Source organism: Limosilactobacillus avium, from assembly GCF_947381485.1.
GTDB classification, from domain to species: Bacteria; Bacillota; Bacilli; order Lactobacillales; family Lactobacillaceae; genus Limosilactobacillus; species Limosilactobacillus avium.
The window spans coordinates 62,078-86,808 of record NZ_CANCWN010000001.1; the positions used below are offsets into that span (position 1 = coordinate 62,078).

At 43.0% G+C, this 24,731-nt stretch carries 33 protein-coding genes and 1 pseudogene; all 34 read left to right on the forward strand.

Going from position 1 to position 24,731, the window contains the following annotated elements; all coding sequences use genetic code 11:
* Positions 1 to 58 precede the first annotated feature (58 nt).
* Positions 59 to 235, forward strand: a complete 177-nt coding sequence (locus tag QOS01_RS00300) for a hypothetical protein (RefSeq protein WP_283620576.1) — start codon at positions 59 to 61, stop codon at positions 233 to 235.
* Positions 236 to 299: 64 nt separating this feature from the next.
* Positions 300 to 524 (forward strand): hypothetical protein, encoded by a 225-nt coding sequence (locus QOS01_RS00305; RefSeq protein ID WP_283620577.1) that lies wholly within the window; start codon positions 300 to 302, stop codon positions 522 to 524.
* The gene (locus QOS01_RS00310; protein WP_283620578.1) at positions 517 to 651 is read left to right on the forward strand and encodes a hypothetical protein; all 135 of its coding nucleotides are present in this window, start codon (positions 517 to 519) and stop codon (positions 649 to 651) included. The genes QOS01_RS00305 and QOS01_RS00310 overlap by 8 nt, the downstream gene beginning before the upstream one ends.
* The gene (locus QOS01_RS00315; RefSeq protein ID WP_283620579.1) at positions 651 to 1,139 is read left to right on the forward strand and encodes a host-nuclease inhibitor Gam family protein; all 489 of its coding nucleotides are present in this window, start codon (positions 651 to 653) and stop codon (positions 1,137 to 1,139) included. The genes QOS01_RS00310 and QOS01_RS00315 overlap by 1 nt, the downstream gene beginning before the upstream one ends.
* A complete protein-coding gene (locus QOS01_RS00320; RefSeq protein WP_283620580.1) occupies positions 1,139 to 1,639 on the forward strand; it encodes an ERF family protein in 501 nt (166 codons plus the stop codon). Before QOS01_RS00315 ends, QOS01_RS00320 begins: the two co-directional genes overlap by 1 nt.
* Positions 1,636 to 2,172 (forward strand): single-stranded DNA-binding protein, encoded by a 537-nt coding sequence (locus QOS01_RS00325; protein ID WP_283620581.1) that lies wholly within the window; start codon positions 1,636 to 1,638, stop codon positions 2,170 to 2,172. Before QOS01_RS00320 ends, QOS01_RS00325 begins: the two co-directional genes overlap by 4 nt.
* A gap of 42 nt (positions 2,173 to 2,214) precedes the next feature.
* The gene (locus QOS01_RS00330; RefSeq protein WP_283620582.1) at positions 2,215 to 2,868 is read left to right on the forward strand and encodes a putative HNHc nuclease; all 654 of its coding nucleotides are present in this window, start codon (positions 2,215 to 2,217) and stop codon (positions 2,866 to 2,868) included.
* Positions 2,861 to 3,400 carry a hypothetical protein gene (locus tag QOS01_RS00335; RefSeq protein ID WP_283620583.1) on the forward strand — a complete coding sequence of 180 codons (540 nt, stop codon included), beginning with the start codon at positions 2,861 to 2,863 and terminating at the stop codon, positions 3,398 to 3,400. Before QOS01_RS00330 ends, QOS01_RS00335 begins: the two co-directional genes overlap by 8 nt.
* Positions 3,401 to 3,426: 26 nt before the next feature.
* Positions 3,427 to 4,155 (forward strand): conserved phage C-terminal domain-containing protein, encoded by a 729-nt coding sequence (locus QOS01_RS00340; RefSeq protein ID WP_283620584.1) that lies wholly within the window; start codon positions 3,427 to 3,429, stop codon positions 4,153 to 4,155.
* A gap of 5 nt (positions 4,156 to 4,160) precedes the next feature.
* Positions 4,161 to 4,940 (forward strand): ATP-binding protein, encoded by a 780-nt coding sequence (locus QOS01_RS00345; RefSeq protein ID WP_283620585.1) that lies wholly within the window; start codon positions 4,161 to 4,163, stop codon positions 4,938 to 4,940.
* A 1-nt stretch (position 4,941) separates the two neighbouring features.
* Complete coding sequence (locus QOS01_RS00350) at positions 4,942 to 5,451, forward strand: DUF1064 domain-containing protein (RefSeq protein ID WP_283620586.1); 510 nt, start codon at positions 4,942 to 4,944, stop codon at positions 5,449 to 5,451.
* A 13-nt stretch (positions 5,452 to 5,464) separates the two neighbouring features.
* Positions 5,465 to 5,719 (forward strand): hypothetical protein, encoded by a 255-nt coding sequence (locus QOS01_RS00355; protein ID WP_283620587.1) that lies wholly within the window; start codon positions 5,465 to 5,467, stop codon positions 5,717 to 5,719.
* Positions 5,697 to 6,230, forward strand: coding sequence for an HNH endonuclease signature motif containing protein (locus tag QOS01_RS00360; protein WP_283620588.1), 534 nt, complete (start codon positions 5,697 to 5,699; stop codon positions 6,228 to 6,230). The genes QOS01_RS00355 and QOS01_RS00360 overlap by 23 nt, the downstream gene beginning before the upstream one ends.
* Positions 6,231 to 6,487: 257 nt before the next feature.
* Complete coding sequence (locus QOS01_RS00365) at positions 6,488 to 6,952, forward strand: helix-turn-helix domain-containing protein (RefSeq protein WP_283620589.1); 465 nt, start codon at positions 6,488 to 6,490, stop codon at positions 6,950 to 6,952.
* Complete coding sequence (locus tag QOS01_RS00370; protein WP_283620590.1) at positions 6,949 to 7,146, forward strand: hypothetical protein; 198 nt, start codon at positions 6,949 to 6,951, stop codon at positions 7,144 to 7,146. Before QOS01_RS00365 ends, QOS01_RS00370 begins: the two co-directional genes overlap by 4 nt.
* A 330-nt stretch (positions 7,147 to 7,476) precedes the next feature.
* A complete protein-coding gene (locus QOS01_RS00375; protein WP_283620591.1) occupies positions 7,477 to 7,794 on the forward strand; it encodes a hypothetical protein in 318 nt (105 codons plus the stop codon).
* A gap of 656 nt (positions 7,795 to 8,450) precedes the next feature.
* Positions 8,451 to 9,272: a hypothetical protein gene (locus QOS01_RS00380; RefSeq protein ID WP_283620592.1), complete on the forward strand. Its 822-nt coding sequence runs from the start codon at positions 8,451 to 8,453 to the stop codon at positions 9,270 to 9,272.
* 304 nt (positions 9,273 to 9,576) lie between these two features.
* The gene (locus QOS01_RS00385) at positions 9,577 to 9,720 is read left to right on the forward strand and encodes a hypothetical protein (protein WP_283620593.1); all 144 of its coding nucleotides are present in this window, start codon (positions 9,577 to 9,579) and stop codon (positions 9,718 to 9,720) included.
* A 139-nt stretch (positions 9,721 to 9,859) separates the two neighbouring features.
* Complete coding sequence (locus tag QOS01_RS00390) at positions 9,860 to 10,033, forward strand: hypothetical protein (RefSeq protein ID WP_283620594.1); 174 nt, start codon at positions 9,860 to 9,862, stop codon at positions 10,031 to 10,033.
* A complete protein-coding gene (locus QOS01_RS00395) occupies positions 10,033 to 10,569 on the forward strand; it encodes an HNH endonuclease (RefSeq protein ID WP_283620595.1) in 537 nt (178 codons plus the stop codon). Before QOS01_RS00390 ends, QOS01_RS00395 begins: the two co-directional genes overlap by 1 nt.
* Before the next feature lie 123 nt (positions 10,570 to 10,692).
* Positions 10,693 to 11,145, forward strand: coding sequence for a phage terminase small subunit P27 family (locus tag QOS01_RS00400; protein WP_283620596.1), 453 nt, complete (start codon positions 10,693 to 10,695; stop codon positions 11,143 to 11,145).
* Positions 11,146 to 11,293: 148 nt separating this feature from the next.
* Positions 11,294 to 13,171: pseudogene (locus QOS01_RS00405) on the forward strand (terminase large subunit).
* Entirely contained in the window at positions 13,152 to 13,343 is a 192-nt protein-coding gene (locus tag QOS01_RS00410) for a DUF1056 family protein (protein ID WP_283620597.1), read from the forward strand. Before QOS01_RS00405 ends, QOS01_RS00410 begins: the two are co-directional and overlap by 20 nt.
* A gap of 16 nt (positions 13,344 to 13,359) precedes the next feature.
* Positions 13,360 to 14,529, forward strand: coding sequence for a phage portal protein (locus QOS01_RS00415; protein WP_283620598.1), 1,170 nt, complete (start codon positions 13,360 to 13,362; stop codon positions 14,527 to 14,529).
* Positions 14,516 to 15,238, forward strand: coding sequence for a head maturation protease, ClpP-related (locus QOS01_RS00420; RefSeq protein ID WP_456298552.1), 723 nt, complete (start codon positions 14,516 to 14,518; stop codon positions 15,236 to 15,238). Before QOS01_RS00415 ends, QOS01_RS00420 begins: the two co-directional genes overlap by 14 nt.
* Before the next feature lie 5 nt (positions 15,239 to 15,243).
* Positions 15,244 to 16,419, forward strand: coding sequence for a phage major capsid protein (locus tag QOS01_RS00425; protein ID WP_283620600.1), 1,176 nt, complete (start codon positions 15,244 to 15,246; stop codon positions 16,417 to 16,419).
* 14 nt (positions 16,420 to 16,433) lie between these two features.
* The gene (locus QOS01_RS00430; protein ID WP_283620601.1) at positions 16,434 to 16,787 is read left to right on the forward strand and encodes a head-tail connector protein; all 354 of its coding nucleotides are present in this window, start codon (positions 16,434 to 16,436) and stop codon (positions 16,785 to 16,787) included.
* Complete coding sequence (locus tag QOS01_RS00435; RefSeq protein ID WP_283620602.1) at positions 16,774 to 17,151, forward strand: phage head closure protein; 378 nt, start codon at positions 16,774 to 16,776, stop codon at positions 17,149 to 17,151. The genes QOS01_RS00430 and QOS01_RS00435 overlap by 14 nt, the downstream gene beginning before the upstream one ends.
* Positions 17,135 to 17,572, forward strand: coding sequence for a hypothetical protein (locus tag QOS01_RS00440; RefSeq protein WP_283620603.1), 438 nt, complete (start codon positions 17,135 to 17,137; stop codon positions 17,570 to 17,572). The genes QOS01_RS00435 and QOS01_RS00440 overlap by 17 nt, the downstream gene beginning before the upstream one ends.
* A complete protein-coding gene (locus QOS01_RS00445; protein WP_283620604.1) occupies positions 17,572 to 17,946 on the forward strand; it encodes a DUF806 family protein in 375 nt (124 codons plus the stop codon). The genes QOS01_RS00440 and QOS01_RS00445 overlap by 1 nt, the downstream gene beginning before the upstream one ends.
* A gap of 37 nt (positions 17,947 to 17,983) precedes the next feature.
* On the forward strand, positions 17,984 to 18,607 hold the full coding sequence (locus QOS01_RS00450) for a phage tail protein (protein WP_283620605.1): 624 nt from the start codon (positions 17,984 to 17,986) through the stop codon (positions 18,605 to 18,607).
* Positions 18,608 to 18,675: 68 nt separating this feature from the next.
* A complete protein-coding gene (locus tag QOS01_RS00455) occupies positions 18,676 to 19,020 on the forward strand; it encodes a phage tail tube assembly chaperone (protein ID WP_283620606.1) in 345 nt (114 codons plus the stop codon).
* A gap of 230 nt (positions 19,021 to 19,250) precedes the next feature.
* Positions 19,251 to 23,834, forward strand: a complete 4,584-nt coding sequence (locus QOS01_RS00460) for a tape measure protein (RefSeq protein WP_283620607.1) — start codon at positions 19,251 to 19,253, stop codon at positions 23,832 to 23,834.
* Positions 23,835 to 23,846: 12 nt separating this feature from the next.
* Positions 23,847 to 24,722 carry a phage tail domain-containing protein gene (locus QOS01_RS00465; RefSeq protein WP_283620608.1) on the forward strand — a complete coding sequence of 292 codons (876 nt, stop codon included), beginning with the start codon at positions 23,847 to 23,849 and terminating at the stop codon, positions 24,720 to 24,722.
* Positions 24,723 to 24,731 lie beyond the last annotated feature (9 nt).

The window sequence follows — 24,731 nt, forward strand, 5'->3', positions numbered from 1 at the left end:
GTGCTCGACCTACTCGGCATTGTCTGGCTCATCAAAAACTTTTTAAGGAGGTGAGAGCATGAAATATTTTGCAGGATTTGCACTCGGTGTTGCGATGACTATCAGCATGATGTACGAGTGCTTCACAGTTTTTTGCATCTGCTTGTTCGTTAGCTTTGTCTTAGCACTTAGCGTATGCAAACCGATGATGGACGACCAAGGCAAAAAGAAAAGCGCTAGTGCCCGCCAGCACTAACGCCTAGAAAAAGCGAATATGAATAACTTTTATGTATCAAGTATACCACAAAGGAGAAACGATTATGAACGACTTAGAAGTAAAAAGGCAAGCTGACCACCTGGCTGACGAGGGGCTAGTCATTATGTCGCTGGGGGAACAGATTCGCCATGCCAGCAATGAAAAAACTTGTAGTGATTTAATTTTTAAGGCGATTACCGAGAGTAGCAAAGCTATTATCGCAGCCATAAAAATGAGAGATGAAATGATTGCTAAGCAGAAGATTGTGGGGGTGGCAGAGAATGATTAATTGGGACGACTTACAACGACAATATGACGAATCAAATCCATATTGTCCATGGATTGAAGATGAACCTAGCTGGTATGACAAGCAACGTGAAAAAGAAGAGTACCAAGCAGATATGGAGGAAGAGTAATGGAAGAAAAAACTAAACGGTTAGAGTCGGAGGAAGACTTATACAAGGCACTTTATTGGCGACACCAAATTGAAATGGAACAACAAAAGGACGACAAGCAGCGGCAAAAAGAAATTGACGAAACAAATAGTTGGTACGAACCGGCACGAGACCAACGTCAAAATACCTTGGGCTATGTCAACTCACTGATTGACGATTTCTTTATGCGCCAGTACGAAAAAAATCCTCACTATCGGTATCGTTCACGTAATGGTTCTGTTTCTAAACGTGAGATTACTACGTTTAATCATGACGATAGCAAGCTCCTAACTCATATTCCTAATAAGTTCATTGCAACAAACCCAAAGGTTAAATGGGGCGAATACAAGAAGACATTAACGGCCACCGACGATGGGCGTGCTGTTAACGAAGATGGCGAAATCGTTGACGGTGTGACTACCACTAAAGGTATCAAAGTAATTATTAAATCACCGGAGGAAGAAAGGTAATGGTAGAAGCCGCTAAATCAACCGAGACCGATAAGCAGGAGCTTTTTAAGGCACTAGCTCAGTTTCACCAGAATTTAAAGCAACCTAGTAAGGACGCTAAAAACCCTTATTTTAATAATGACTATGTATCACTAGAAGGAGTACAAAAAGCTGTCGATGAAGCCTGCAAAGGCACAGGACTGACCTATACACAACTGGTCTTTGATGACCCTAAAGGAACCGGAAAATCGGTTATGACAGTAGTCCTTCATTCAAGTGGTCAGTCATTGAAAAGTGGAGCTTTAACTCTAGTACCACAAAAGAAAGACTCACAAGGATATGGGTCGGCAATCACATACGCTAAGCGTTATCAGCTGGCGGCTATCTTTGGGATTAGTTCAGAACTTGACGATGACGGTAATGAGAGCTCTCAAACCGCTCAAAAGGTTATGCAACAACGTAATTATCAGCAACGTGAATACCAGCAAAACAGATACAACAACGGAGGCAATAATCGATGATTTACACAGCATTTAACGGACGTTTAACTCGCAACCCAGAACAAGGACAAACCCAACGAGGCACTCAATATGTGACCGTGAACGTTGCCACAGATAGTTCTCGTCGTGACCAGAACGGTGAATACCTTACTACGTTTGTACGTGTCACGGTATGGGGACAACGTGGTGACTTCGTTCTACAACACTTTGTAAAAGGTGACCCTATCTTTGTAGCAGGTGAGCTTGTTCTCACCACCTACCAGACACGGGAAGGAGAACAACGGTCTTCACTAGAGCTAACGGCTGACAACGTTGGTTTCGTGCCACAGGCTCCTAAGAACCGTGCTCCACAAGCACCACAACAAACACCACAAATGATTAATAGTCAGGCCCAACGTCCACAGCAGAATGCACCACAAGCTCCGCAAGGACAAAATATGAACTATCAACAAGCACCACAGCAAAATAACCAACCGCAGGGGCAACCTAACAACGCTGGCACACAATACGACCAGCAATCTTTAGACAACTTAGAACAGAATCTACCATTCTAGCTTATGTTACCCGGTAAAGCATACTACCAAGACGGACGCTGGGTGATTCTCTTAGACGAGGAACCCAACTTTGACAGGGTACGCACGCTCAATGATGGCAAAAGTAATGGTGCCCCGGTGCAAGTAGAGTTTACTGACCCTCGTAAGGCTCGCCCCAAACAACGGGCACTCTTCTTTGCCTTGCTTGGTGATATTAGCAAGTGGTCAGGTGTTCCGGTTAAGTGGTTGAAAGAATACTTCTACACACGATACACGGTAAAAACTGCTGGTAAGGAAATTAGTCTAGCAAATGATACTCAAAGTACGGTAACGGACGCTACTGTACTTCTCGACGACGTAATCAGATATGTATTTGAGTTTGATGTACCTATTAATGAGGCTTACTTGCTACTGCCTAAAGACGAGAACGTCTTTCAATACGAATGTATCAAGCACCGTGATTGCCTTATCTGTGGCCGTCACGCAGACATACACCACTTAGAAGACGTTGCGGGTAATAACGTTGGAATGGGCCGAAACCGTCGCTATATGGACCATACGAAGTCTAGACTGGTTGCTTTATGCAGGAAGCACCACAACGAGATTCACCAAGTAGGTACAACCAAGTTTTGCCAGATACACCATTTAACGAATATTGGAATCAAAGTTGATGCAGCAACGCTTAAAAGAATAGGAGTACAAGGAAACTATGAATGAAACAAAGAAAATTATTGAAAACAGAAAATTTTTACTAAGCATGTACGATGTAGTTGATTGTGACTTCAAAGAAAATATTAATTCTAATTCACCTATCAAGTTTCTAGAGTTATCAGATAAAGAACAGGAAGCACTTGTTAATTATTGTCTTGCAGCATTTGTTCCGTCTGACCGCGTCTTAAAAAGTCGATCGTCTTATGGAATGAAACATGTCTTTGAAAACGAACCATATGGTTTTTACACCTATAACGGTCAGTTCAAAGGTGCGATGCTGATTGCTGGTTTTCTTCCTGTTAACCCTCATGAGATGAATTGGCAATACAGAGTGGATAAAGGTTGCTTTGGCGCCGGAGGTTCATTTGCGCGCAACAGAAACATTTCACGTCAAACGGTATCTTTACGAGAGATATTTGATTTGCTCAAATGTATCCCAAAATCAGAAAGAAAAAAGGCTTTTAAGACTCATTTAACTGGAAGAGCAATTAGCGAATTTAACTATGACTTAAATAATGGCGGGCAAGCTTTTAAGTAGTTTCTAGGACATAAAGGAAGTGCACTATGGTAAAGATTAGGCGTGACAAATCAAACCATGTAACGATACTTGACCAGCAACTAGTTCGTGACAGTCGACTATCTTGGAAGGCACGAGGAATTTTTGCCTACTTATGGTCACAGGCGGACGAATGGGAGTTTAGTGAAGTTGAAGTATCCCGACACGCTAAAGACGGCAGAGATTCATTGCGCTCCGGTTTAAACGAGCTTGAACAATATGGATATTTAGATAGAAAACGTGTCAGGAACAACGCGGGCCAAGTAAGTTCTTCCAAGTGGATTTTGCACGAGAAACCTATGTTGGGAAATCACACACAGGAAAATCCTACACAGGAAAACGGCACACAAAGATACCATCAAGAGAAGATAACATCAAAGAAAGATAACATCAAAAGAAGTAATAGTCAGGCAGGGCCTGACAACACCTCCCACATTCGTAAAGAAGTCATTGAGTATCTCAATCAGAAGCTAGGAACTAGCTATAAATCAAACGCTTCTAAAAATAAGACAGTTATCAATGCACGGGTTAACGAAGGCTACACAGTAGAAGACTTTAAAACCGTTATTAATAACAAGGTCAACGATTGGGGCAGTGATTCTAAAATGTCTAAATATCTTAGACCAGAGACACTGTTCGGAACGAAGTTTGATTCTTATCTAAACGAAAAACAAATCAACAGTCAGCAACCTACTCACCAAGGAAAGGATTGGTTCGCTGGTTTTAATAGGGAGTGATAGATATGGAAGCTATTGGTTCCTTTATCAATATGAAACAGGTACGTGAGCTTGCTAAGCGTAATGGAGCTAACGTAGACGACCCTAACCTAACCGATAACGTTAAAGATTATAGGCAGGGTATTTATCAAACGTGGGTTAAGTCTGCTAAGCAGAATAAGAATGACTACTACAACTCACTATCACTATATGACGGTGGGCAGAAGGTGTCGTTTGAATTCTCACGGTGGAAACCAGAGCTGCAAGCAAACGTCCAGAAAGCAAAAGACGTTGGCAATCAGGCGTTCATGTTGGCTAAGCAAATGCTAGAGAAACCAATGAAGGTTGTTATGGTTGGTGGCCCCGGAGTAGGGAAGACGTCGCTAGCTTTAGCAATGCTAAGCACTCTAAAAGAACATGGCAAAAGCACGCTGTTTGTATCAAGCGCAGAGTACACAACTATGTACAGTGAACGATACGACTACCCAGATATTAAAAAACGTCTAGAGAGTGTCTCTAAGGCAATGAAAGAGGTAGATATATTAGTTATCGATGACTTCGGTACGGAAGGCGGTGTGCGCTCTGAGAGGGCTGTTAGACGTGACGTTATGTCTGAATTAGAGCACGTCGCCAATGCCCGCTTTGACATTCAGAACAATCGTACACTAAAGAGTACCATCGTGACGACAAACAACAACATTCAGGAGCTACAAAACATTTACAGTCCCAAGATGATTAGCCGGTTAATGCCACACAAGGCAGCTAATCAAATCATCTTTGACGGGCTAGAAGATATGAGGGAATGACGTGGAACATTTTGGAAAGAAAGTAAAGTTGGACGGGTACACCTTTGATTCACAGAAAGAAGCACAGTTCTATCAAAGGTTTATCAAGGACTGCGGACATAGGTATAAAGTCCACCCGTCTTATCCGCTACTAGATAAGTGTTTGGTTGGTGGTTATGACATGAAAGCACATGGCTACCGACCAGACTTTGTTGTCTACGACGGTGAAGAGGTAGCACACGTCTATGACGTTAAGACGTCGCTGGATAATCGTGCAGTAGACGATTCGGCAAAATTACGCTTTGCAATTTTTGCCCGGCGTTATGGTGTACCGGTTGAAGTGGTTGTCCCTCGAAAGAACGACTTCAAAACGAAACTATTTGATTACTCGAATGCGAAGATTCAAAAGGCACACGCTAAAAGAGATGTGCACGGTAACGTAAAGACCTATAAAAACGGGCACGTTAAATACGCCTACTATGACGTGCATAAGAACGTTGAGTACGACATTCACGACACGATTGGATTTTAGAAGGAGAAAAAATATGGCAAGTAATAATTTGAATGATTTAAAAAATGTACTGTTTAACGAGTTAATGCGGTTAGATGACGACGACATTGAGCCAGATAAGTTAGCAATGGAAATTACCCGGTCAGAAGCAATGGCAAAGACGGGCGAGGTGATTGTCAAAATTGCTGACACTCAATTAAAGGCGTCAAACATCAAGGACGGGTTTAACGGATTTAACTCTACAATTCCATCAATGATTGGGCTTCATGAAAAGAAGCGCAGGATTTAAAGCGGCTCCGATTGGCAGCTTCAGAAAAAACAGTTGTGGCTACACGATGATTAAGGTTTCTAACAAAGGAAAAACTGCGGAACGTTGGAGACCTTATCATAGGTATCTATGGGAAAAGCATTACGGTAGGAAACTACCAAAGGGAATGATACTGATTTTCCTTGACGGCAATAAAAACAATTTCGATATAAAAAATATTGCTGCTATTACACGGGCTGAATCACTATATCTTACCGACTATCATTTATGGTTCGAAGATGCAGAACTGTCGAAAGCTGGTACGTTGATTGCTAAGGTTGCTGTCAAAGCTAAGGAGAAATCTAGGGACGTGAAAAAGAAAGTAATAATCTATATGGATAATGGTCAAACCGCTGTCTTACACGATTGCACTTTGAAAAAATTCATGGATTCGTTTAAGAAAAATCATTTTGAACAATTCATGATTACAAGCCAAGCAATGATAAACATGAATCATGTTGTAAACGTTGTTGAACAGGCAAACGACGATTGAAGACCATTGACGAGGAATTAGTAGGATATGGATTTAAGAAATAAATATAACATGCAATATTACATTTGCTTGAGAAATGTTCCGGGTTCACTTAGGCCACTAAATTTTCCTGGGCCACCGGCACATTTAAAGATTAAGCGAACTAGAAAACGTCAAATTGAACGGGCTAAATTGATGATGATTCAACGTGACCATACTTGTTATGAATGGTCACAATGGTGGCCCAAGAAGGCTAGAAAACCTAAGAGGTGGAAGCAATGAACAAAGCAAAACTAGGAAAGAGAATTAAAAACTGCCGGTTAAAACTAGGCCTAACCATGGAAGAATTTATAGAGCGTATAGATAATAAACCGGGTCGTGGTAGAAGCGGAACCGTTAATAACTGGGAAAAAGGGAAAAATGTTCCTAATAAACAACGCTTAAAGAAAATTGCCAAACTATGTGACACAACTGTACAAGAATTAGTTGGGAGCGGCCCTATGTTAACCGAAAAACAAAAGAACTGTCCGTACTGTCACCCTGGAAGCAAGATTAACGGTATTGAGGCTTGGTATAACGGTGAATTGGCTTTAGGACAAGTGTTAGACGCTGGCGACTATATCGATCTTTACTTTGACCCAGTTAATCAGTATTTAGATGCTGAAGGTGAGGATTCTCTCTTTGTTGATGTGAAGTTTTGTCCTTGGTGCGGGCGTCCATTAAACGAGGAGAAAAAACAATGACGATTGAAGAAGCCATTAATGCTATGGAAAACAAACAACCGGTCTATTACATGGGTGACTGCTACGACATCATTTACTGCAAGCAGAGCACGACAGGTGATGTTGCAATAGTACAGCGGCGGTCACTCAGTAATCGTTATGGCCCGGTTGAAATTGAACCAAGGTATTTAAGTTTGGGGGCGAATCATGTTTGAGAAAATCATGATTATAACGATAGTTACGCTGTGGGCAGTAATGCTTATTGGAGTTGCCAGTGCATTTATAGCATGGCTAATAAACTTTATTTTGCATTTAGTTTTTATGGTTGTGTGAAGCAACAAAAAAGCGCTCACAATGGAGCGCCCTTGAGGTAAAAATAATAACAAATTAATTATACCACAAGGGAGCGAGAAGCGTTGGTAGACAGTGTATTTGGTAATCTTGATCGAGAAAAAACGACCGAAGCTTTTAAGGGGTATCTAAAGGAATGGAAAAAGTGGAAGCTTAAAGCTCTACAGCGTTTCCCAGGTATTAAGTCACCTAGTATGGACGGACAACCGAATGACGGTACACCACATGACCCGGACGGAAAGTTCGTTGGCTTTGCTAGTGCTGACTATGAGTACAAGACACGAGTCAAGTGCTGCACGGTTTTGATGAGTGTGGGCGAAGAGGAGGAGATCTTAGGCGACATCTTACTGCATCGCTTTATCAAGGGCTGGTCAGCTGCTAAGACGATGATGTACATCAACGATCACTACAACGAATACCTAGACGACAGGACATTTCGGCGTAAGCAAGAGCAAGCACTATGGGAAGGTGCTTTGATGTGTCCGGACGATGCTGTCCGCATTCAAAAGTGAAGTTGTCCGGTTTTTGTCCGCTTTTTGCCGGTATTTGACCGGTTTTAGGCGAAATAGGGGGTTAATATGATATTGTTCGATAATTTAATTGAACTCACGATTACTAAATACACGACCTGAGCAAGGCGTTAAAGGGCTCTTACGTGTAAGTGAGACGTCTTAAGTATATTTACACAGTCAACTCAGATCTCGCTATACGCAGCCGAACCGGGTCAGCCGGCATCATAGGTGCAAGTCCTATACTTCGGCTTTGGTACTTGCTACTCTCTCCTTTAGAAATGCTAATAGATAATTAAGTATAATAAAATGAAAGTTCAACCAATCAATTCCAATTTATATTCGGTGATTTAGTGACAAAATGCATCGTAGTAGCAAGTATCAGATACATAGCTGGCGCAAAATCTTAAAGCGAGGTGAAAATGCCCCTCGTCTTATTTCGTAGTCAAGCGCCGGCATTTCGTGGAAAGACGGTCATGGCTCCTGTCTTGAGCGGTTCAGGCTATCGAGGTTCGAGTCCTCGTTTCCACATAAGGCCAGAAAATATATATAAAGGAGCTGAAAAGCACCTACTTTACATTTTTAGCACACTGGCCGAAATATCACCCAAGCCTAGTTATTTGACTAGGCTTTTTGTATTATTGTTTTGGGTGATATATATGGATAAAAAAGAAGAACTTAAAGCAATAATGGAGCATCCTGAGTATATGCTAATTGCTGAAAATAAGACATTAAAGCAGAGAATTAATTCTAAAAAGATAGGAAAGGAGGATGTCAAAAAAGCCGTGGCAGTAACAGCTAAAAATAAAGGTAAATCTTTAGTTTCGGATGTATTGAATGGTAAATGGTTCGATCTAGTATATGACTTTGTAAATACAGGTGAGCAATTAAGAGATAAGCTAGATGATGCTAAAAAAATGCGTTTAATTGGTGAATGTTTGCAAAAGTCAGATAACCATGAAAAAATGTTGAACAGCCTTGTTGATTTGATTACTAATCCATATGGACTGACGTTATATTTGAAAATAGTTAACTTACTTTCAGAAGCTCCAGTAGACGGCGATATGCTTGATATACTGTCCGATTATTTAAGTAATCTTGCAAAGGAAGATAACTTAGAAAAGGCATTTTCAAGAAACAAAACAATTCTAAACTTGATTGATAAGTGTTCCCCTCAGGCGTTAATTCTTTTAAGAAGGGCTGATGAATGGCCTTTGGTAAAAGGAGTAAAGGTTTTAGAAATAAATAACGGCTATGTTCAAGGGGACAATAGTCGGCCAATTGCTAAATCTTTTGTAGAAGCTAAGCAATTTAGTTCAATACCAGTTGATGATATGCAAATGGCCATTATTGATTTAGATACAAATGGATTAGCTAAATTAGTATATGGTACTATGATGTCCAATCCATCAAGGAAAATTACAGTTGAACAGTTAACTGATTTAGGTAGGATTGTTAGAGAAGCAATAACGAGAAAGTAGATAATCATTAATTGAAGTCAGCCTAGCGCTGGCTTTTTTGTTTGGAGGAATACATATGACATGCAAACGAATTCTATTAAAACAGTATCGCCAATTGCCTGGTCATTTTTGGTGTGTTCACCCTCGCCCACAATGGCGGAAAATTCGTAGATATGATCATTACAAGCGACACGTACCAGAAGGGCTGTTGGAGTATAAGCCATTAACGGTTAGCGGAGGTAATACATATGATTGCTAAGATTATTCTATTCATCTTCTTGATGGTTATTTGTTACTTCATCTACAAAACGTGGAGTGAACGCTGATGAAATATACTAAACGCTTTGGCCTGGTATCAAGCTGGCAGGAGTATCAGATGTTGTGCCGTGCTGAAAGACATATGAAACAAAAGAAAAAGTCGACAGGTCAACACTTGTCGGCTTTTAAAGTACATAAAAAGGGTGTGTAATGTTATGGAAATAAACATAATTGATGTTCAACTGATGCAAGCTTTTCATGATCACGATATTGAGACAATTAAAAGACTTCAGAGTACAAAGCTTAACTTAGATAATAACTAATCATCTTTTATTATGGAGGTAATGCACATGCAATGGTTAGCGATTATACTAACGGCCCTATTTGTGGCTGCTAAGTTGGTGGGCATCGTTACATGGAGCTGGTGGCTAGTGTTCTTGCCAGCATTAATCTACTTAGGTATCTGGCTGCTGTTCTTTGTAGTAGCACTGGTGGTAGCTATCATGCAAAGCGGTGACTACTGATGCCTAGGTATCGAAGATGTAGACAGCCTGGTTGTCATGCAATGGTTAAGTATCCTAATCACTACTGTGCTAAACACTTTGAGCATGAAGCAGAGTACCTAGCTAATCGGCAGCGATGGGCACGTAAGCATGCTGAGCAGTATCAACATCATGAGCAGCACTACAATCACCATTACAATGTCGTCACTCGTAATCGTAGTGAAGAACGTAGTGATCAGTATAAGTTCTATCGTAGTAAGCAATGGGTTGACCTAAGGCAATCAGTGTTAGACCGTGACCATTACCTTTGTCAATACTGCAAGGCATGTGGCAAGCTAACACCAAACAGCAAAACGGTTGACCACATTGTACCGATTGCTTATGACAGTTCGATAATGGCAAGCAAAGACAACCTTGCAACAATCTGTCGAGAATGCCACAGGCTTAAGACACAGTGGGAACAAGACTACTACGGTACCGGCCAAGGCATGAAAAAGAAAGAAGCCCCGGAAATACACGACATCCACCGGATATCAATTTTGATGCGAGAAAAATAATTTATCCCCCCCGGTGGTATAGACCAGAGAAGAGCGGCACACAGAGTCGACGTCGTGCACGCGGGCAACATTTTTCAAAATTTTACCCCGGGGGGGTAGTCTGACTTGAAAGGAGGGCATTTGATGGCTAAAAAGGTCTATTATCAGCAGAACGACGGGCATTTACCAGCTACACCGCCGCATTATTTAGGGACTCTAGCTAGTGCCTGTTGGCGCAAAATCGTGCCCTTTTTAGAATCAACCGGACGGGTTGAACGAATCGATGTTGGTTTAGTCGAACAATACTGTGCCAACTATGAAATCTACCGGAATGCTTACCAGGATATTCAAGATAACGGTATCCAGGCTAAGATCTTTACTTCATTACAAGATTCGACCGGAAAAATCGTTGGTAAGGACTTCGCAGGCTTTAGGAAGAACCCGGCGGTGGCCACGATGAAAGATGCACTCAATCAGCTCAATTCAGTCGGTATTCAGCTTGGACTATCGCCTAAGAGTCGGCAGGAACTGATGAGTATTGCTAGCCACAAGAAAAAAGATGATACAATGAGCGCAATGAAGAAATTCTTTTCTTAAGGAGTGCTGCACTGTGCGTAAAAAGACTGATAAGGAATTCAAAGCACAAGTTTATAAGTTGGTTGGAAATAAATATACTGAAAATGTTAATAGCGTTTTGGAGCAGGTTTTGTAATAACCTGCTTTTTTATTGAAAGGGGGTGATGCTATGAATATTGACCTTACTCAATCGCACGATGTACTTGGCGTATATCACAGCATTGACTATTCAGAGATTCGCAAACAATATACTGATACTGGGACACAATATTGCTTTGATGTCCTTGATGGCAAAATAAAGACAGGTTATTTAATCAAGCTTGCTTGTTTTCGCCATTTACAAGACCTCACGAGGCAGGACACGGTAGACTTTCCTTATCATTACTCAATTGATGAAGCTAATAAGCTATTAAAATTTGCTAGTGTTTGCCCCGATGTTGATACCGGTGAGCCAGCTAAATTAATGGATTGGCAGGAGTTCATTTTTTCTCAACTAATTGGTTGGCGTAACAATGAAGGCGGTAAAAGATTTAGCCGCGCAATTGTTTCAATTTCTCGTGGGCAAGGGAAAACATTTTTGATGGCTATTTTGATGTGCTATTCATATTTGATTGAATCTATGGGGCTATCTAATCAAGATTACCTAGTTACATCAATCAACTTTAAGCAAACCAACAAGATTTTTGGCTATATCAAATCAATGATGCGGCAAGTGTCTTCAATTGGGCCATTTAAGCAGCTGGCAAAAGAAACAGACCTGCGCCTACAAAATGACCAGATTATTGAAAAGAAAACTAACAATATATTGCGTGCCATATCTCATGAATCTGGTCAATATGACTAGCTAGGCTCATTTCACTTTACAACCGCCATTTTTGATGAAATTGGTGAAGTCACGAGCCGTGAGAAAATTAGTAAAATCATTTCTGGTCAGGTTAAGGTAAAAAACCGTCAGTTCATTCAAATCTCAACCGCTTATCCAGACCCATCGGTTCCATATCATGAGGACGAAAAGATGATTGAAGAACTAATGGAAAAAGATAGTGACCGTGATGGTGATACTTATCTGGGGCTAATTTGGAGCCAGGATAGTTTGGACGAAACATTTAAACCGGACACCTGGATAAAAAGCAATCCGCTTTTGGGGCTTGAGAGTCAAAGAGAAGTGCTAATGCAGGGGCTACAAGATAAACGGGACTCCGATATGCTTGCTGGTACAGTTGACGACTTTCAAAATAAGAACCTCAATCTTTGGTTACAGGAAGCTACTAATAGCTATTTAAAGCTATCCGACATTGAACGGGCTATCGTTCCTAGCTTCGATATTCGAGGCCGGGACGTTTATATTGGCTTTGACTACTCGATGTTTAGCGATAATACGGCGATTGCTTTTGTTTATCCCTACCAGGACGGCGATGGTCGGCAGAAATGGCACATTGAGCAGCATAGCTTTATCCCGTGGGAAAAGGCCGGTTCTATCCAGGCTAAGGAAAAGCAAGATGGGATTGACTACCGGCAGTTAGCTAAAAAGGGCTTCTGCACGATTACCAGTCACCCACAAGGCTTAATCAATGACGACCAGGTATATAACTGGCTGCTAAGCTACGTCGAAGAAAACAATCTGCACGTGATCTTCTTTGGCTATGATGCTTGGGGTGCTACGAATGCGATTAAGCAAATGGACATCAACACCGATTTTCCTTTGGAAGCAATCCGTCAGCGAACCAGTGAGCTGAAAGATCCAACAAAGTTCCTTCAAAAGATCTTCGTTGAGGGTAACTGTAGTCGTCTGGACGACAAGATTATGGAAAAGGCTCTGATTAACGCTGAAATCTACGAGGATAAGATTGGTATTCAGGTCGACAAGGCAAAGGCAACTCTAAAGATTGATGTGGTCGATGCAATTATTGACGCGCTCTATCAAGGTATGTATCACTTCGAGGACTTTGGGATTGCTAACGATAAGAGCCAGCAAGTCGACCGCATGACGGCTGAACAGGTTAAGAAATGGTTTGAAAGCGAGGATAGTGGTTTACTTGATAACTAACATTTTTAAATTTATCTGGAAATACTTTGACGTTATCTGCTTCCTAGCTGCGATTATCTTTGCAGTGTGGGGCTTTTTCCTTCTTAGCTTCACAGCTGGTATTTTTAGCGTTGCTGTTAGCCTTGTCGTACTTGGTTTTCTAGTAGAGCGGATTGCGTCCACACTCCAATGAAAGGAGGTGAATGTAATTGCCGTTATTTAATCAGAAGGTTAGCCCGGGACTAACGATTGCGGATGATACTGATATTCTGCACTTTCTCAACCCGGACGATAACGATAAGTATATCGACGCTCGAACGGCGTTAAAGAATTCGGATATTTACTCGATTATTTTTCAATTGAGTGCAGACCTAGCAAACGGAAAGCTAAAGGCGGACGCACCACGCGCCCAAGGAATTCTTAATAATCCTACACAGACGAGTAATGCGCATGCTTTTTGGCAATCGATGTTTGCACAGCTACTGCTGGGTGGTGAGGCGTTTGCTTACCGGTGGCGTAATCAAAACGGAACAGACATGACATGGGAGTACCTGCGACCTTCGCAAGTTACTCCTTTTTTGTTAGAGGACGGTTCTGGACTGATTTACAACGTCACTTTTGACGAGCCTGAGGTTGGCGTTATGGAAGCAATCCCGCAGTCTGACATGATTCATATCCGCTTACTTAGTCAGAACGGTGGGAAGACTGGTATGAGTCCGCTCTATGCACTGACCAATGAACTACAAATTAAAGACCAGTCAAATAAGCTCACATTAAGCGCTCTGGGGCGTTCTATCGTTGCCCCAGGTATTTTATCGATTAAGCACGGAGGATTGCTCAGCGACGAAGACAAGGCGTCTCGTTCGCGGAAATTCATGAAGCAAACGTCTGAATCTAAGAATGGGCCAATCGTGCTTGATGATTTGGAAGAATACACACCGCTAGAGATTAAATCTAACGTCGCTCAACTGCTTAACCAGGTTAACTGGACAGGGGCACAAATCGCGAAGGTTTACGGCGTATCTGACAGTATTATCAACGGTCAAGGTGACCAGCAATCATCAATTCAGATGATGGGCAATGCTTACGTTAAGTCATTATCCCGGTATGCTAAGGCAGTCACGGGAGAGCTTAATAACAAGCTAAACGCAAACATTAAACTCGACTTGCGTCCGTCTGTTGACCCGTTAGGCGATAATTATGCAACTGCTGTTTCTAATTTACGCAAAAATGGAACAATTGCCGCTAACCAGGCTTCGTGGTTACTCAAAGAAGCGGATTACTTCCCGGCTGATATGCCTAAGGCAAGTGAACCGCCTAAGCCTATCTCTACTAGGGATAAACCAACGGAAGGAGGTGATAACGATGAACAAGATTAAGGTCAAGGGCGCCGTTGTATCTAACGACGATGCTGAGATTTACGACTGGCTGGGATATGACTGTGTTAGTCCTAACCAGGTCGAAAACGCACTGGACAACGCCGACGGTGATGTTGAAGTTGATATTGCCAGTGGCGGTGGTTCTGTTTTTGCTGCTTCTGAAATTTACAGCATGCTAAAGAGCTACTCTGGCAAGATTGTGGTTAACATTCAAGGCTTAGCCGCCAGTGCCGCTAGTGTTATCGCAATGGCCGGCGACGAAGTTAACATGTCACCAACTAGTCAAATGATGATTCATAAGGCTTCAACGGTTTCAGTTGGTAACGCCGATGATTTTGCACACGATTCAAAGATGCTTGACGTTACCGACCAATCAATCGTAAACGCCTATGAAGCTAAGACTGGAATGAGCCGTGATGACATTTTGCAACTGATGTCTAACGAGACCTGGATGACTGCCCAAGATGCAGTTGACAAGGGATTTGCCGACAATGTTTCTGTTGGTTCTCAGCAACCAGCACAGGTTATCAACGCTGTTTCAGCACCGGTTTTAAGCAGTGATGCAATTAATAAGATTAAAAATACTTTGGCTAAAGTACGTAGTGCCAAGCCGAAAAACAAGGTGGAAACGCCTGTAAATAAAGAAGAAAAGCCAACTCCTAGTCTGCGTGACCAGAAACTGGCTATTTTATTTGGAAAGAAGGATTAAAACCTATGAATGTAAATCAATTAAACGATGCTTGGATTAGTGCCGGTCAAAAGGTGTCTGATTTAAACGCAAAGTTAAACACTGCCGTTTTAGACGACAATTTCGCTAAGGACGAATTCGCAAAGTTAAAGGAACAACGTGATAACGCCGTTGCACAACGTGACGCTATCAAGGACCAACTTGACGAAGCACGTGCCTTGGAAGTTAAGAACATGGATAAGAAGGATAAGAAGCCTTTAAACAAGAAGGAAATTGATATTAAGGACCAATTTGTACGGGAATTTAAGGACATGGTTACCTCTACTAAGGAAGGTCAAGGTAACGGTGGCCTGACTATTCCAGAAGATATCCAATACACTATTCGGACATTGGTTCGTCAATTCGCAACTCTGCAAAACTTGGTTAACGTTGAATCTGTTACGACTACTTCTGGTTCACGGAACTATGAAAAGCTGTCTAATATTACCCCATTGGCTGACTTAGACGATGAATCCGCCAAGATTGGTGACAACGACGACCCAGAATTGACTCTTATCAAGTACGCTATCCACCGTTACGCTGGTATCACTACTGTTACTAACAGTCTGCTTAAGGACACCGTGGAAAACATTATGGCATGGTTGTCAACTTGGATTGCTCGTAAGGTTGCTGTTACTCGTAACCTTAAGATTATTGACGCAATGGGTAAGCCAGCTAAGAAGCCAACCATTACTAAGTTTGACGACATTAAGGACTTAGAAAATAACACCCTTGACCCTGCCATTATGGCTTCGTCTAGCTTCGTTACTAACCAATCTGGTTACAATATCCTTTCTAAGGTTAAGGACGCCGAAGGCCGTTACATGCTTCAACGTGACGTTACTCAACCAGACACATACCGCTTAGACGGTAAGACTATTACTGTGGTAGCTGATAAGTGGTTGCCTGACATCTCTGGTGCTCACCCACTTTACTTTGGTGACTTGAAGCAAGGTATTACCCTGTTTGACCGTGAACACATGTCATTGCTGTCTACTAACATTGGTGGCGGCGCATTTGAACAAGACTTGACTAAGATTCGTGTCATTGACCGGTTCGATGTGGAAGTCATTGATGATGGTGCATGGGCCGCCGCCTCATTTAAGACCGTTGCTAACCAACCTGCTACTACTACAGAAGCTTCTGGTGTTGCCGGTAAGTAATGAGGTGAGTGGCAATGAGCGGTGAACAACAACTAGACCCGTTAGTACCTCGGGTTCGTGACATGCTTTATCTTGATGATGATAGCGACGACCAATTACTCGATTCATATATTAAAGCCGCTCAAGCCTTTATCCACAATGCCATTGGCGATGACATTAATGGCTTCTATGCTGATAATCATGTGTCATCGTTGGTTACTTTAGCTGTCATGTCACTGGCGGGTACTTACTATCAGAACCGATTGGCCTTATCAGATGTGCAGTCGTATCGAGTCGACCTGACGATGAACAGTATTATCGGTCAACTACGCGCTTTACGTAACACTTTTGAAGAAAAGAAAGAGGGTAACGATAATGGCAAAGACTAGTTATCGCTATCCTCTTTATCGTATGCGGCATAAGGCTCATTTTGGTTCAATCAAGAGTCACCAGAACAAAATGGGCGTAAATGTTAGTGGATTCGTCGAAGAATTCATTTTGCACTATGCAAAAATCAATTTGAGCATTTCCCAACGCTATGGGACTGCCGGTTCTACACTTGAGCACTCAACAATCATCGCAATTAGACATAACGACAAGGTTAGAGAACCGATGCTTGTCAAATTAGCTGATGGAATTACTTACTCAATCACTAATATTTCAACTAACCGCGATAACTATATTTCGTACGATTTATTAACGCTGCAAAAGTACACAAAAGGCGGGGGTGGTGCTGATGGCAGACGGAATTGAGATGGACGAATTCCTTCAAAAGTGGCTTAAGCAAGTCAAAAGCATTAGCACTGAACTAACCCCTAAAGAAAAAGAGCGTATCACTGCTGCTGGTGGTCAAGTGCTTAAAGAAAAGCTACATAATGTGACTAAAGAAAAACACTTCTCTACTCATAACGATAAGAAGTATGGTCACGCGGCTAATAACATTGACATGATGAAATCAGATGTTGATGGTGACCATAATGGTTCTATTACGGTGGGCTGGAATAATCACTATCATGCCATGAACATGATGCGACTTAACGACGGGTACAAAGGCTATACGGCCGACCATTTCGTTACTAATCTAATTCAAGATAACGCTGTTTCAAATGCTGTCTTGAAAGCAGAATCTGACGAATATCAGAAAATGCTGGATGAGAAGGGCGGCGATGATTAATGTTGGCTGTTTTGCGTGCGCAAAAGTTACTGCAGGGGATGAAAGATAGCCTGCTTGATGCGGTATATACGAGTAATTTGCCAGTTGAAGAGGTTGATGATTCATCACGTTCGGTGGCACTTATCACCGATGTGCGTTCTGACTTAGCACTTCCTGGTAATAGTGACTTTCATGCACAAGATAAGCAAGTCGAGGTTCAAATCTACTACAAGCTAGATGGCGATGACCCCGATACTTTTGAGACGAAACTAAAACACCTGTTTATTCAAAATGGGTGGGTGATGCTTGATGATCGTGGCCACACTGTTGACCCTAACACTCAACAGCTAACGGCTACGTTTTATTTTGACTATTTTGAAATTGAGACTGCTTAGGCGGTCTTTTTTATTTTAAACAGAAAGAAGGATATACATGTTAATTCACGGTATTAAGAAGGCCTGGATTGCTCTTAAAACTTCAGATGGTAAAAACCTACTAACTGATGATAAGGGGCTTTCCCAAAACGGTATTTATGAGTTAGACCACAACGTTTTAGGTGTGGCCAGTTCTGAATTGAAGGGGCTTGATGGTTCAAAACTGGAAAAAATCAGTGGTAACAACATCGTTCAGTACAGTTACGCTGACCCGCTGAACCCACAAGCAACACTGTCTATCAACAACTTGCCAATGGAAATTTTGGCTAAGCTGGTTGGTATGGAAAAGCAAGGCACTGGTTGGCAGATGGCCGACACAAAGCCAGTTGGTGCTTTTATCGTTGAAGCACCATCAATGACTACTAATGACGCTGTTTACTTTGCCTTCCCGTCCGGTAACTTCCTGATGGGCGATAAGAAGCTGGATACGGATACTGATTCTAAGAAGACACCGGTAACTGACCAACTGACTTTTGCTGCCATTGATGACCCGAATATCAACGATCTGTATCGGATTTATGCAACGACCGACTCCGATTGGAAGGATGAGGAAACGATGTTCAAGGAATTGTTCCCTGATTACAAAGGTGCTTCATCTGTTTCAGCTGGAGGTACTCACTAATAGCGCAAAAATTGTCGCCTAAGAAATTAACAGTACGAAAGGGCGGCTTTTAGAAAGGAACTACGAAAATGGAGATTTACGTAAAACTTTTTGATAAGAAATTCAATGTAAATGTGACCAATAAAGTCTTTCGTGAAACGATGCTAGCGCAAAAGGCTTTCGCTGAAATGAATAACACTGCAGGAAAGAGCGATGCAGAAATCTTTGATACTAGCATTGCGGCAAACAAGCAAGCTGTGAACTATCTCAAGGACACCTTGAAGCTGACAAAAAAGCAAACAGATGCCCTTGATAACATGGACTTTGATGAAACGATGTCAACAGCTAATTATGTTTGCTATCGGGCAATGGGTATGTCCGATGAACAAATTGAAGCGGAAAAAGAAAAGGTGGCCGAAGACCCAAAAAAGTAAATTGGAAAGCACGCGAGTGGGAATTAAAAAATCGACTAGAAGACTTTGATTTTGCTGAAAAGCAAGCAATTTCAAGATTTGGCTGGTCGATTGATACCTTTGATAAAACGGACTACTACCGGATGTTAGAAATAATGTCTGCTAAGGATCAAAAAGATCGTGCAGTTGACCCACTTAGTGCAATCATGGGTATTCGTGCTGCGCAATCAAAGAGGAAAGGAGGTAAATAAATGCCAAAAGTAAGTAATGTCATGGCGACCAAGATTGCCCTAGATATGGTTCAGGCCAGCACGTCAGTCCGCAATCTAACAACGGTGGTTAATAGTGCTACTCAAGCATGGAAAGCCAATGTAGCTAATATGCGTGCAGCTGGTGACTATGCTGGTGCGGCTAAGGCTAAGTACGAAGGCTTAGGCAATGCTATCAGTGCTCAACGCGATAAGATTGAAGCCCTTGAGCGTAAGCAATCTGAGATGAATACGATTGATAAGGAAGCTGCCGATCAATACCTTGAATTACGGTCGAAGCTCAACGAATACCGTGAAGAGATGGACAAGCTCGATACCACTACTGAAAAAGGAAAGGCACGGTATAAAGAACTTGACGAAGCGATTACACGTACTAAGCAAGAGCTTGATAGTCTCGACACCGGGACGGTTAAGTCCGCCGAACAGTTTCTTAAGTATGGTCAAGAGGTTGACCGTGCTAAGGCTAAGCTGGCAAGCTTACAAGCTCAACGGCAACGAGCTGCCCAGCAAGTTGACCTAGAAAATAGTGGTGTCATTCGTTTGAACGCCACCATGCGAGCTCAGGGTGCATTGGCTTCTGCAACTGCTGAACGGTTACGTTCAGAAGGGCAGAACTACCAGGCAATGACTGTGGAGATTAATAACCTGCGGTCACGATTGGATACTTTGCGGACAATTCAACGATCGGAAGTCCAACTGCTTGATTCTACCAGGTCGCGAATGGGTGAAACCTCAGCAGAATATCTACGACAAGCCACTCGGGTTCAAGAGCTGGGTACCAAGATTCAGGATACTCGTAACCAGATCAATCAACTGAACGAAACCATGCGGCGTACACCAACGGGCTGGCTTGGTAACGTTGCTTCACGTCTTGACAGTATTCAAGGCAGAGCCGACCGGGTATCGACTACCTTTGGTCGAATTTTCGGTGCTACTGCCGCCGCTAACCTTTTCACCAACGCTTTAGGTTCAATTAGCGCTCGTATGGGTGACTTAATTAAGTCCGGTGTTGAATATAACGTTGAACAAAACAAGATGGTATCAACCTGGACAACCTTGACTGGTTCTGCTTCTAAGGCTAAACCGATGATCGACTCAATTAATAGTATGTCGAAGGCAACTGGGCAGAACGTTGATGTTGTTAATGAGCTGGAACAAGGGTTTTACCACCTGAATTCGAGTAAGTCACAAGCCGACGGAATGACTAGTTCTCTACTTAATATGGCCGACGCCGTTGGCTTGAATGGTGAGCAGATTAAGGCCGTTGAGCAGGATATGGTTCACGGTATGGCCACCGGTAAGATTACCCAAGGCGAATTGAACCAGATTGGTCAATACTTCCCGATGATTGATGAGGCGATGGCTAAGCACTTCCATACTACCGTTAAGGGTATGCGGCAGATGGCTAAGGCCGGTAAGATCACGTCGAAGGACTTGCAGGATGTCTTTGAATCATTAGGGAATGGCAAGTACAAGAAAGCCGCCGAGAACATGATGAACTCATATTTCGGTGTTTTCCGTACTATTCGGGCTCGTACACCACAGCTGATTGGTGACGTTACTCGTCCATTTATGAAGATTAGTAATCCGTTCTTACAATCGGTAAGACGGTGGATCAATGACAAGTCGACCGATACCGAATTTCAACGACTCGGTAATCAGATGGCTAGGTCAATGAACCAAATCATCAAGGCGTTCGGTGGCAACAATATCAGTGCTACTAAGCTGATGGACAACGCCATTCGTGGCTTGACGTCTGGTGTGCGTCAGTTTGGTGATATTGTAGCTGCTCACCATACCCAGATTGCTAACTTTTTCAGTGCCTTTAAGACTGGTTCTGCTGCTCAAGCAAAGCTGTTTGCGGCGGTCTTTGTTGATCTGTCTAAGGTAATGCTACCAGTGCTTAACCTGATGGCGCGGTTCCCTAAGACAAGTGCGGCTTTGATCACTAGCTTCTTACTAGCTTCCCGTGCTGTTAGGACACTACAAGCGGGGATTAAGGGATTTAAAACTCTTAAAATTGCTAGTCAGGCAATCCAAACATTTTCAGGTAAGCTCCGTCAAATTCCAACCAGGAAGACTACGCGGATTCAGGTTGATGGTGCACAGTCGACACGAGATTTGCAGTCTTACAGTAATCGCTTAGACCGCTTACCTAAGCAAAAAACGACTAGAGTTTCTGCTAACACTGCACAAGCTGACCGAAACCTCAACGCAGTTCAGCGTCAAGCACGGCAAGTCCCTAAAAATGTAAATGTTCGGGCTACTGCTAACACAGCTCAAGCAACGGCCAACCTTACACGACTTGGTACTAGTGCTATGACTAGTGGGACAACCGCTCTGCGTGGAATGTCACTTGTAGCACGTGGTGCAAGTATTGCCCGTGCTGGTCTTGCAATCCTAGGTGGCCCAGCAGGTGCAATTTCTTTGGTAGTTACTGGATTGCAATTGCTTTATCAGCATAATGCCAAGTTCAGACGATTTTGCAATAATCTTGCAACTAGTGCACGATCCATGGCTGGAAAAGTTGGCCGTTGGTTTGGTAGTATGGCCCGGACAGCTGGACGACATATTTCAACGATGACTCGAAATTGGCAACGTGGTCATCAAAACATGGAGCGCCAGCAACAACGTTCTGCTCGTCAGCAACAGCGTGCTAACCAACGAATGTGGAACCAGTTGAGTCGAAATACTCAACGTGGTTTAAGCCGGGTTGCTCGCCAACATCAACAAGCTACTCGTCGCCAGCTTAGGCTTCAACAACAGTCTGCTCGTCAACAACAACGGGTTGCGCAACAGCTGTGGCGGCGGCTGGGTCGAACGATTCAACAAGGCTGGAACCGTAGCCTACGTTTTGCCCGTCGAGGGATTCAACGTGAACGGCGAGAACACCAGCGTTTCACTCAGCAAGTCAATCGACTTCATTCACGCTTGTGGAGAAATCTGGCTCGTTATGTAACTCAAGGCTGGAACCGGAGTAATCAGTTAACTCGTCACGGGGTACAGCTTCAATTGCGTCAGCACCAGACAATGTCCAGTCGGATTGCTAAGTTCAATGCTGATATGTGGAAGAACATCTTAAACACTTCTACTAACGGGACATCTGCTCACTTCCAAATTCATAAAATTGGCTTAAACAACATCAACGGTGGTTGGACCAGCATGTGGAACAGCCTGAAAGACTTTTTCGCTAAGATTTGGGATGCTATCAAGAAAATTGCTGGCGATGGTATGAATGCTGCCATTGACATTATTAATGGTGGTATCGGCGCTATCGATAAGGTCTGGAATTTCTTCACTGGTCATAGCTCTGGCATGGGAAAAATTGGAAAGATTCACTTCGCCCAAGGTGGTGTTGTTCATCGTTCCTTAGCCGTTGTTAATGACGGCCCTGGTAGTAACTGGAAGGAATTAATGCAATTTCCTGACGGTTCCTGGGGAATGAGTCAGGAGCGGAATGCAACCTTAATGCTCCCGGTTGGTACCCGTGTTTATAACGGGGAAGAAACCAAAGGAATCATGAACGCTGCTGGTGTTGAACATTACGCCGATGGTGGTCTTGTCGGCATTCAACACTTTGCTGGTGGCGGTTTTGTTCGCGCACTTGAAAATTGGGTTGCTGGTATCGGTGACGCTATCGGCGGTCTTGGTGAAAAGTTCCGGTCAATGGAAGATTACCTTGAGACACCTGTGCAGAAAATGAAGAACCTTATCCAAAACGCCGTTGGTGGCGACTATGGTCAAATTGGCCACTGGGGTGAATTAGCCCACGGTGAATGGGACAAGATTACCGATGGTATGACGCACTGGGTACGTCACACCATCACTGATTTCCTCTACTCATTTGAGAACCAATCTTTATCTCGTGACATGATGCGGGCTGCTGCTACTATCAACAAACTGAAACCTAGTGATGGCTTCTTTGGCTTGCTGTGGCAAGTAATTATGAGTGAATCTGGCGGGCGTAATATCATGCAACAGATTCACGATGTTAACTCCGGTGGTAACGAGGCCGGTGGTATCTTGCAATATACGCCTGGTACCTTTGCTAAATATGCTTTACCTGGGCACGGCGAACGTATGAATGACTTCAACCAGTTGCTGGCTTTCTTTAACAACAGCGATTGGCTTAACTCGATTGGTTCGACCATTATTCGTGGTGTAAGCAAGATCGACTGGTTACACTCTGGCCCACAGGGTGGCCGGCGTGATAATTTCTGGCCGCACTTTGCCAATGGTGGTCTTGCTACTCAGCCGTCCATCTTTGGTGAAGCAGGGGCTGAAATGGCTATTCCACTGGACACAATGAAGTCCTCACGAGCATGGCAATTAATGCGGCAGGTGGTTAACTACTACGCTGGTTCGACTGAGACAGCCTCACAGAGTGAACCAACCGACTTATCAAGACTAGAGAAAAAGTTTGATTCTCTTTTATCACAGAACCAAGCTATGATCAGTCTACTTGATAAGCTGATTGGGGTTACTGCTACGGCTACAGACCCTAACGCACGGTACAAACGTACTCAACGTGACATTAACTTAGCCCACGCCCAGTCATTCGTATAGGAGGTGACGTGATTGGCGGGAAAAGATTTAGACATCTCACATATCCGGTATAACTGGCCGAAGTTATTCATTAAGCCGCCGGATGGTGATGAGATTGACGCAGAAGATATTACCAGCGGGTTGCGTTATCTCGATGATGACTCAGACCCGATTCTTACTAACACTTACGCACAAGATGCGGTTACGGACGGTCAAGCGTACTCATATTCACAGATCGGTATGAATACGATCAACAGCCGTTTTTTCTTGAAGTATAGTGACTGGTACGACTACAAAATGAAGAAGCACGAGATTGCTCGCTTCTTCATGCAAAAGGGATTATATCGGATCAGAACCGATGCAGAACCCGGGATCGTTAAATTCGTTCGTGCTGGTAACTTTGAGATTAAAAATCCAGAGGATGGCACACACATCGTGCAGTTTACAATCCCGTTCGATAATCCATCTGGTGTCAAGTGGTCGTACGCATATAGTGACGAGTTAATGGAATACGACAAGAATCTTTGGCAGTACGGTATGAACTTACCGAACGGCCAAGACTTGCAATATCACTTCATTAATACACACAACTTCGACATCTACAACGCTAGCGACATTGACCTGGATCCACGTGAGAAGTACCCAGTACAAATTATTGTGACGGGCTTTCATGGGAAGTTTGACATGATTAACGAAACCACTGGGGACGAGATTATCTACACCGAACCACTAGCCCCCGAAGACACGCTCGTTTGGGATAAACTATCTGTCTTCAAAAACGGCAAACTTGATAATGGTGCAACTAATCTTGCTTGGGTTCGCTTAAAACGGAAGTGGAACCACTTTAAAATCTACGGTTATGACAACGTGGATATCCGGTTCCATTTCCGCTTTGTTTACTTGAATTAAGGAGGTGTG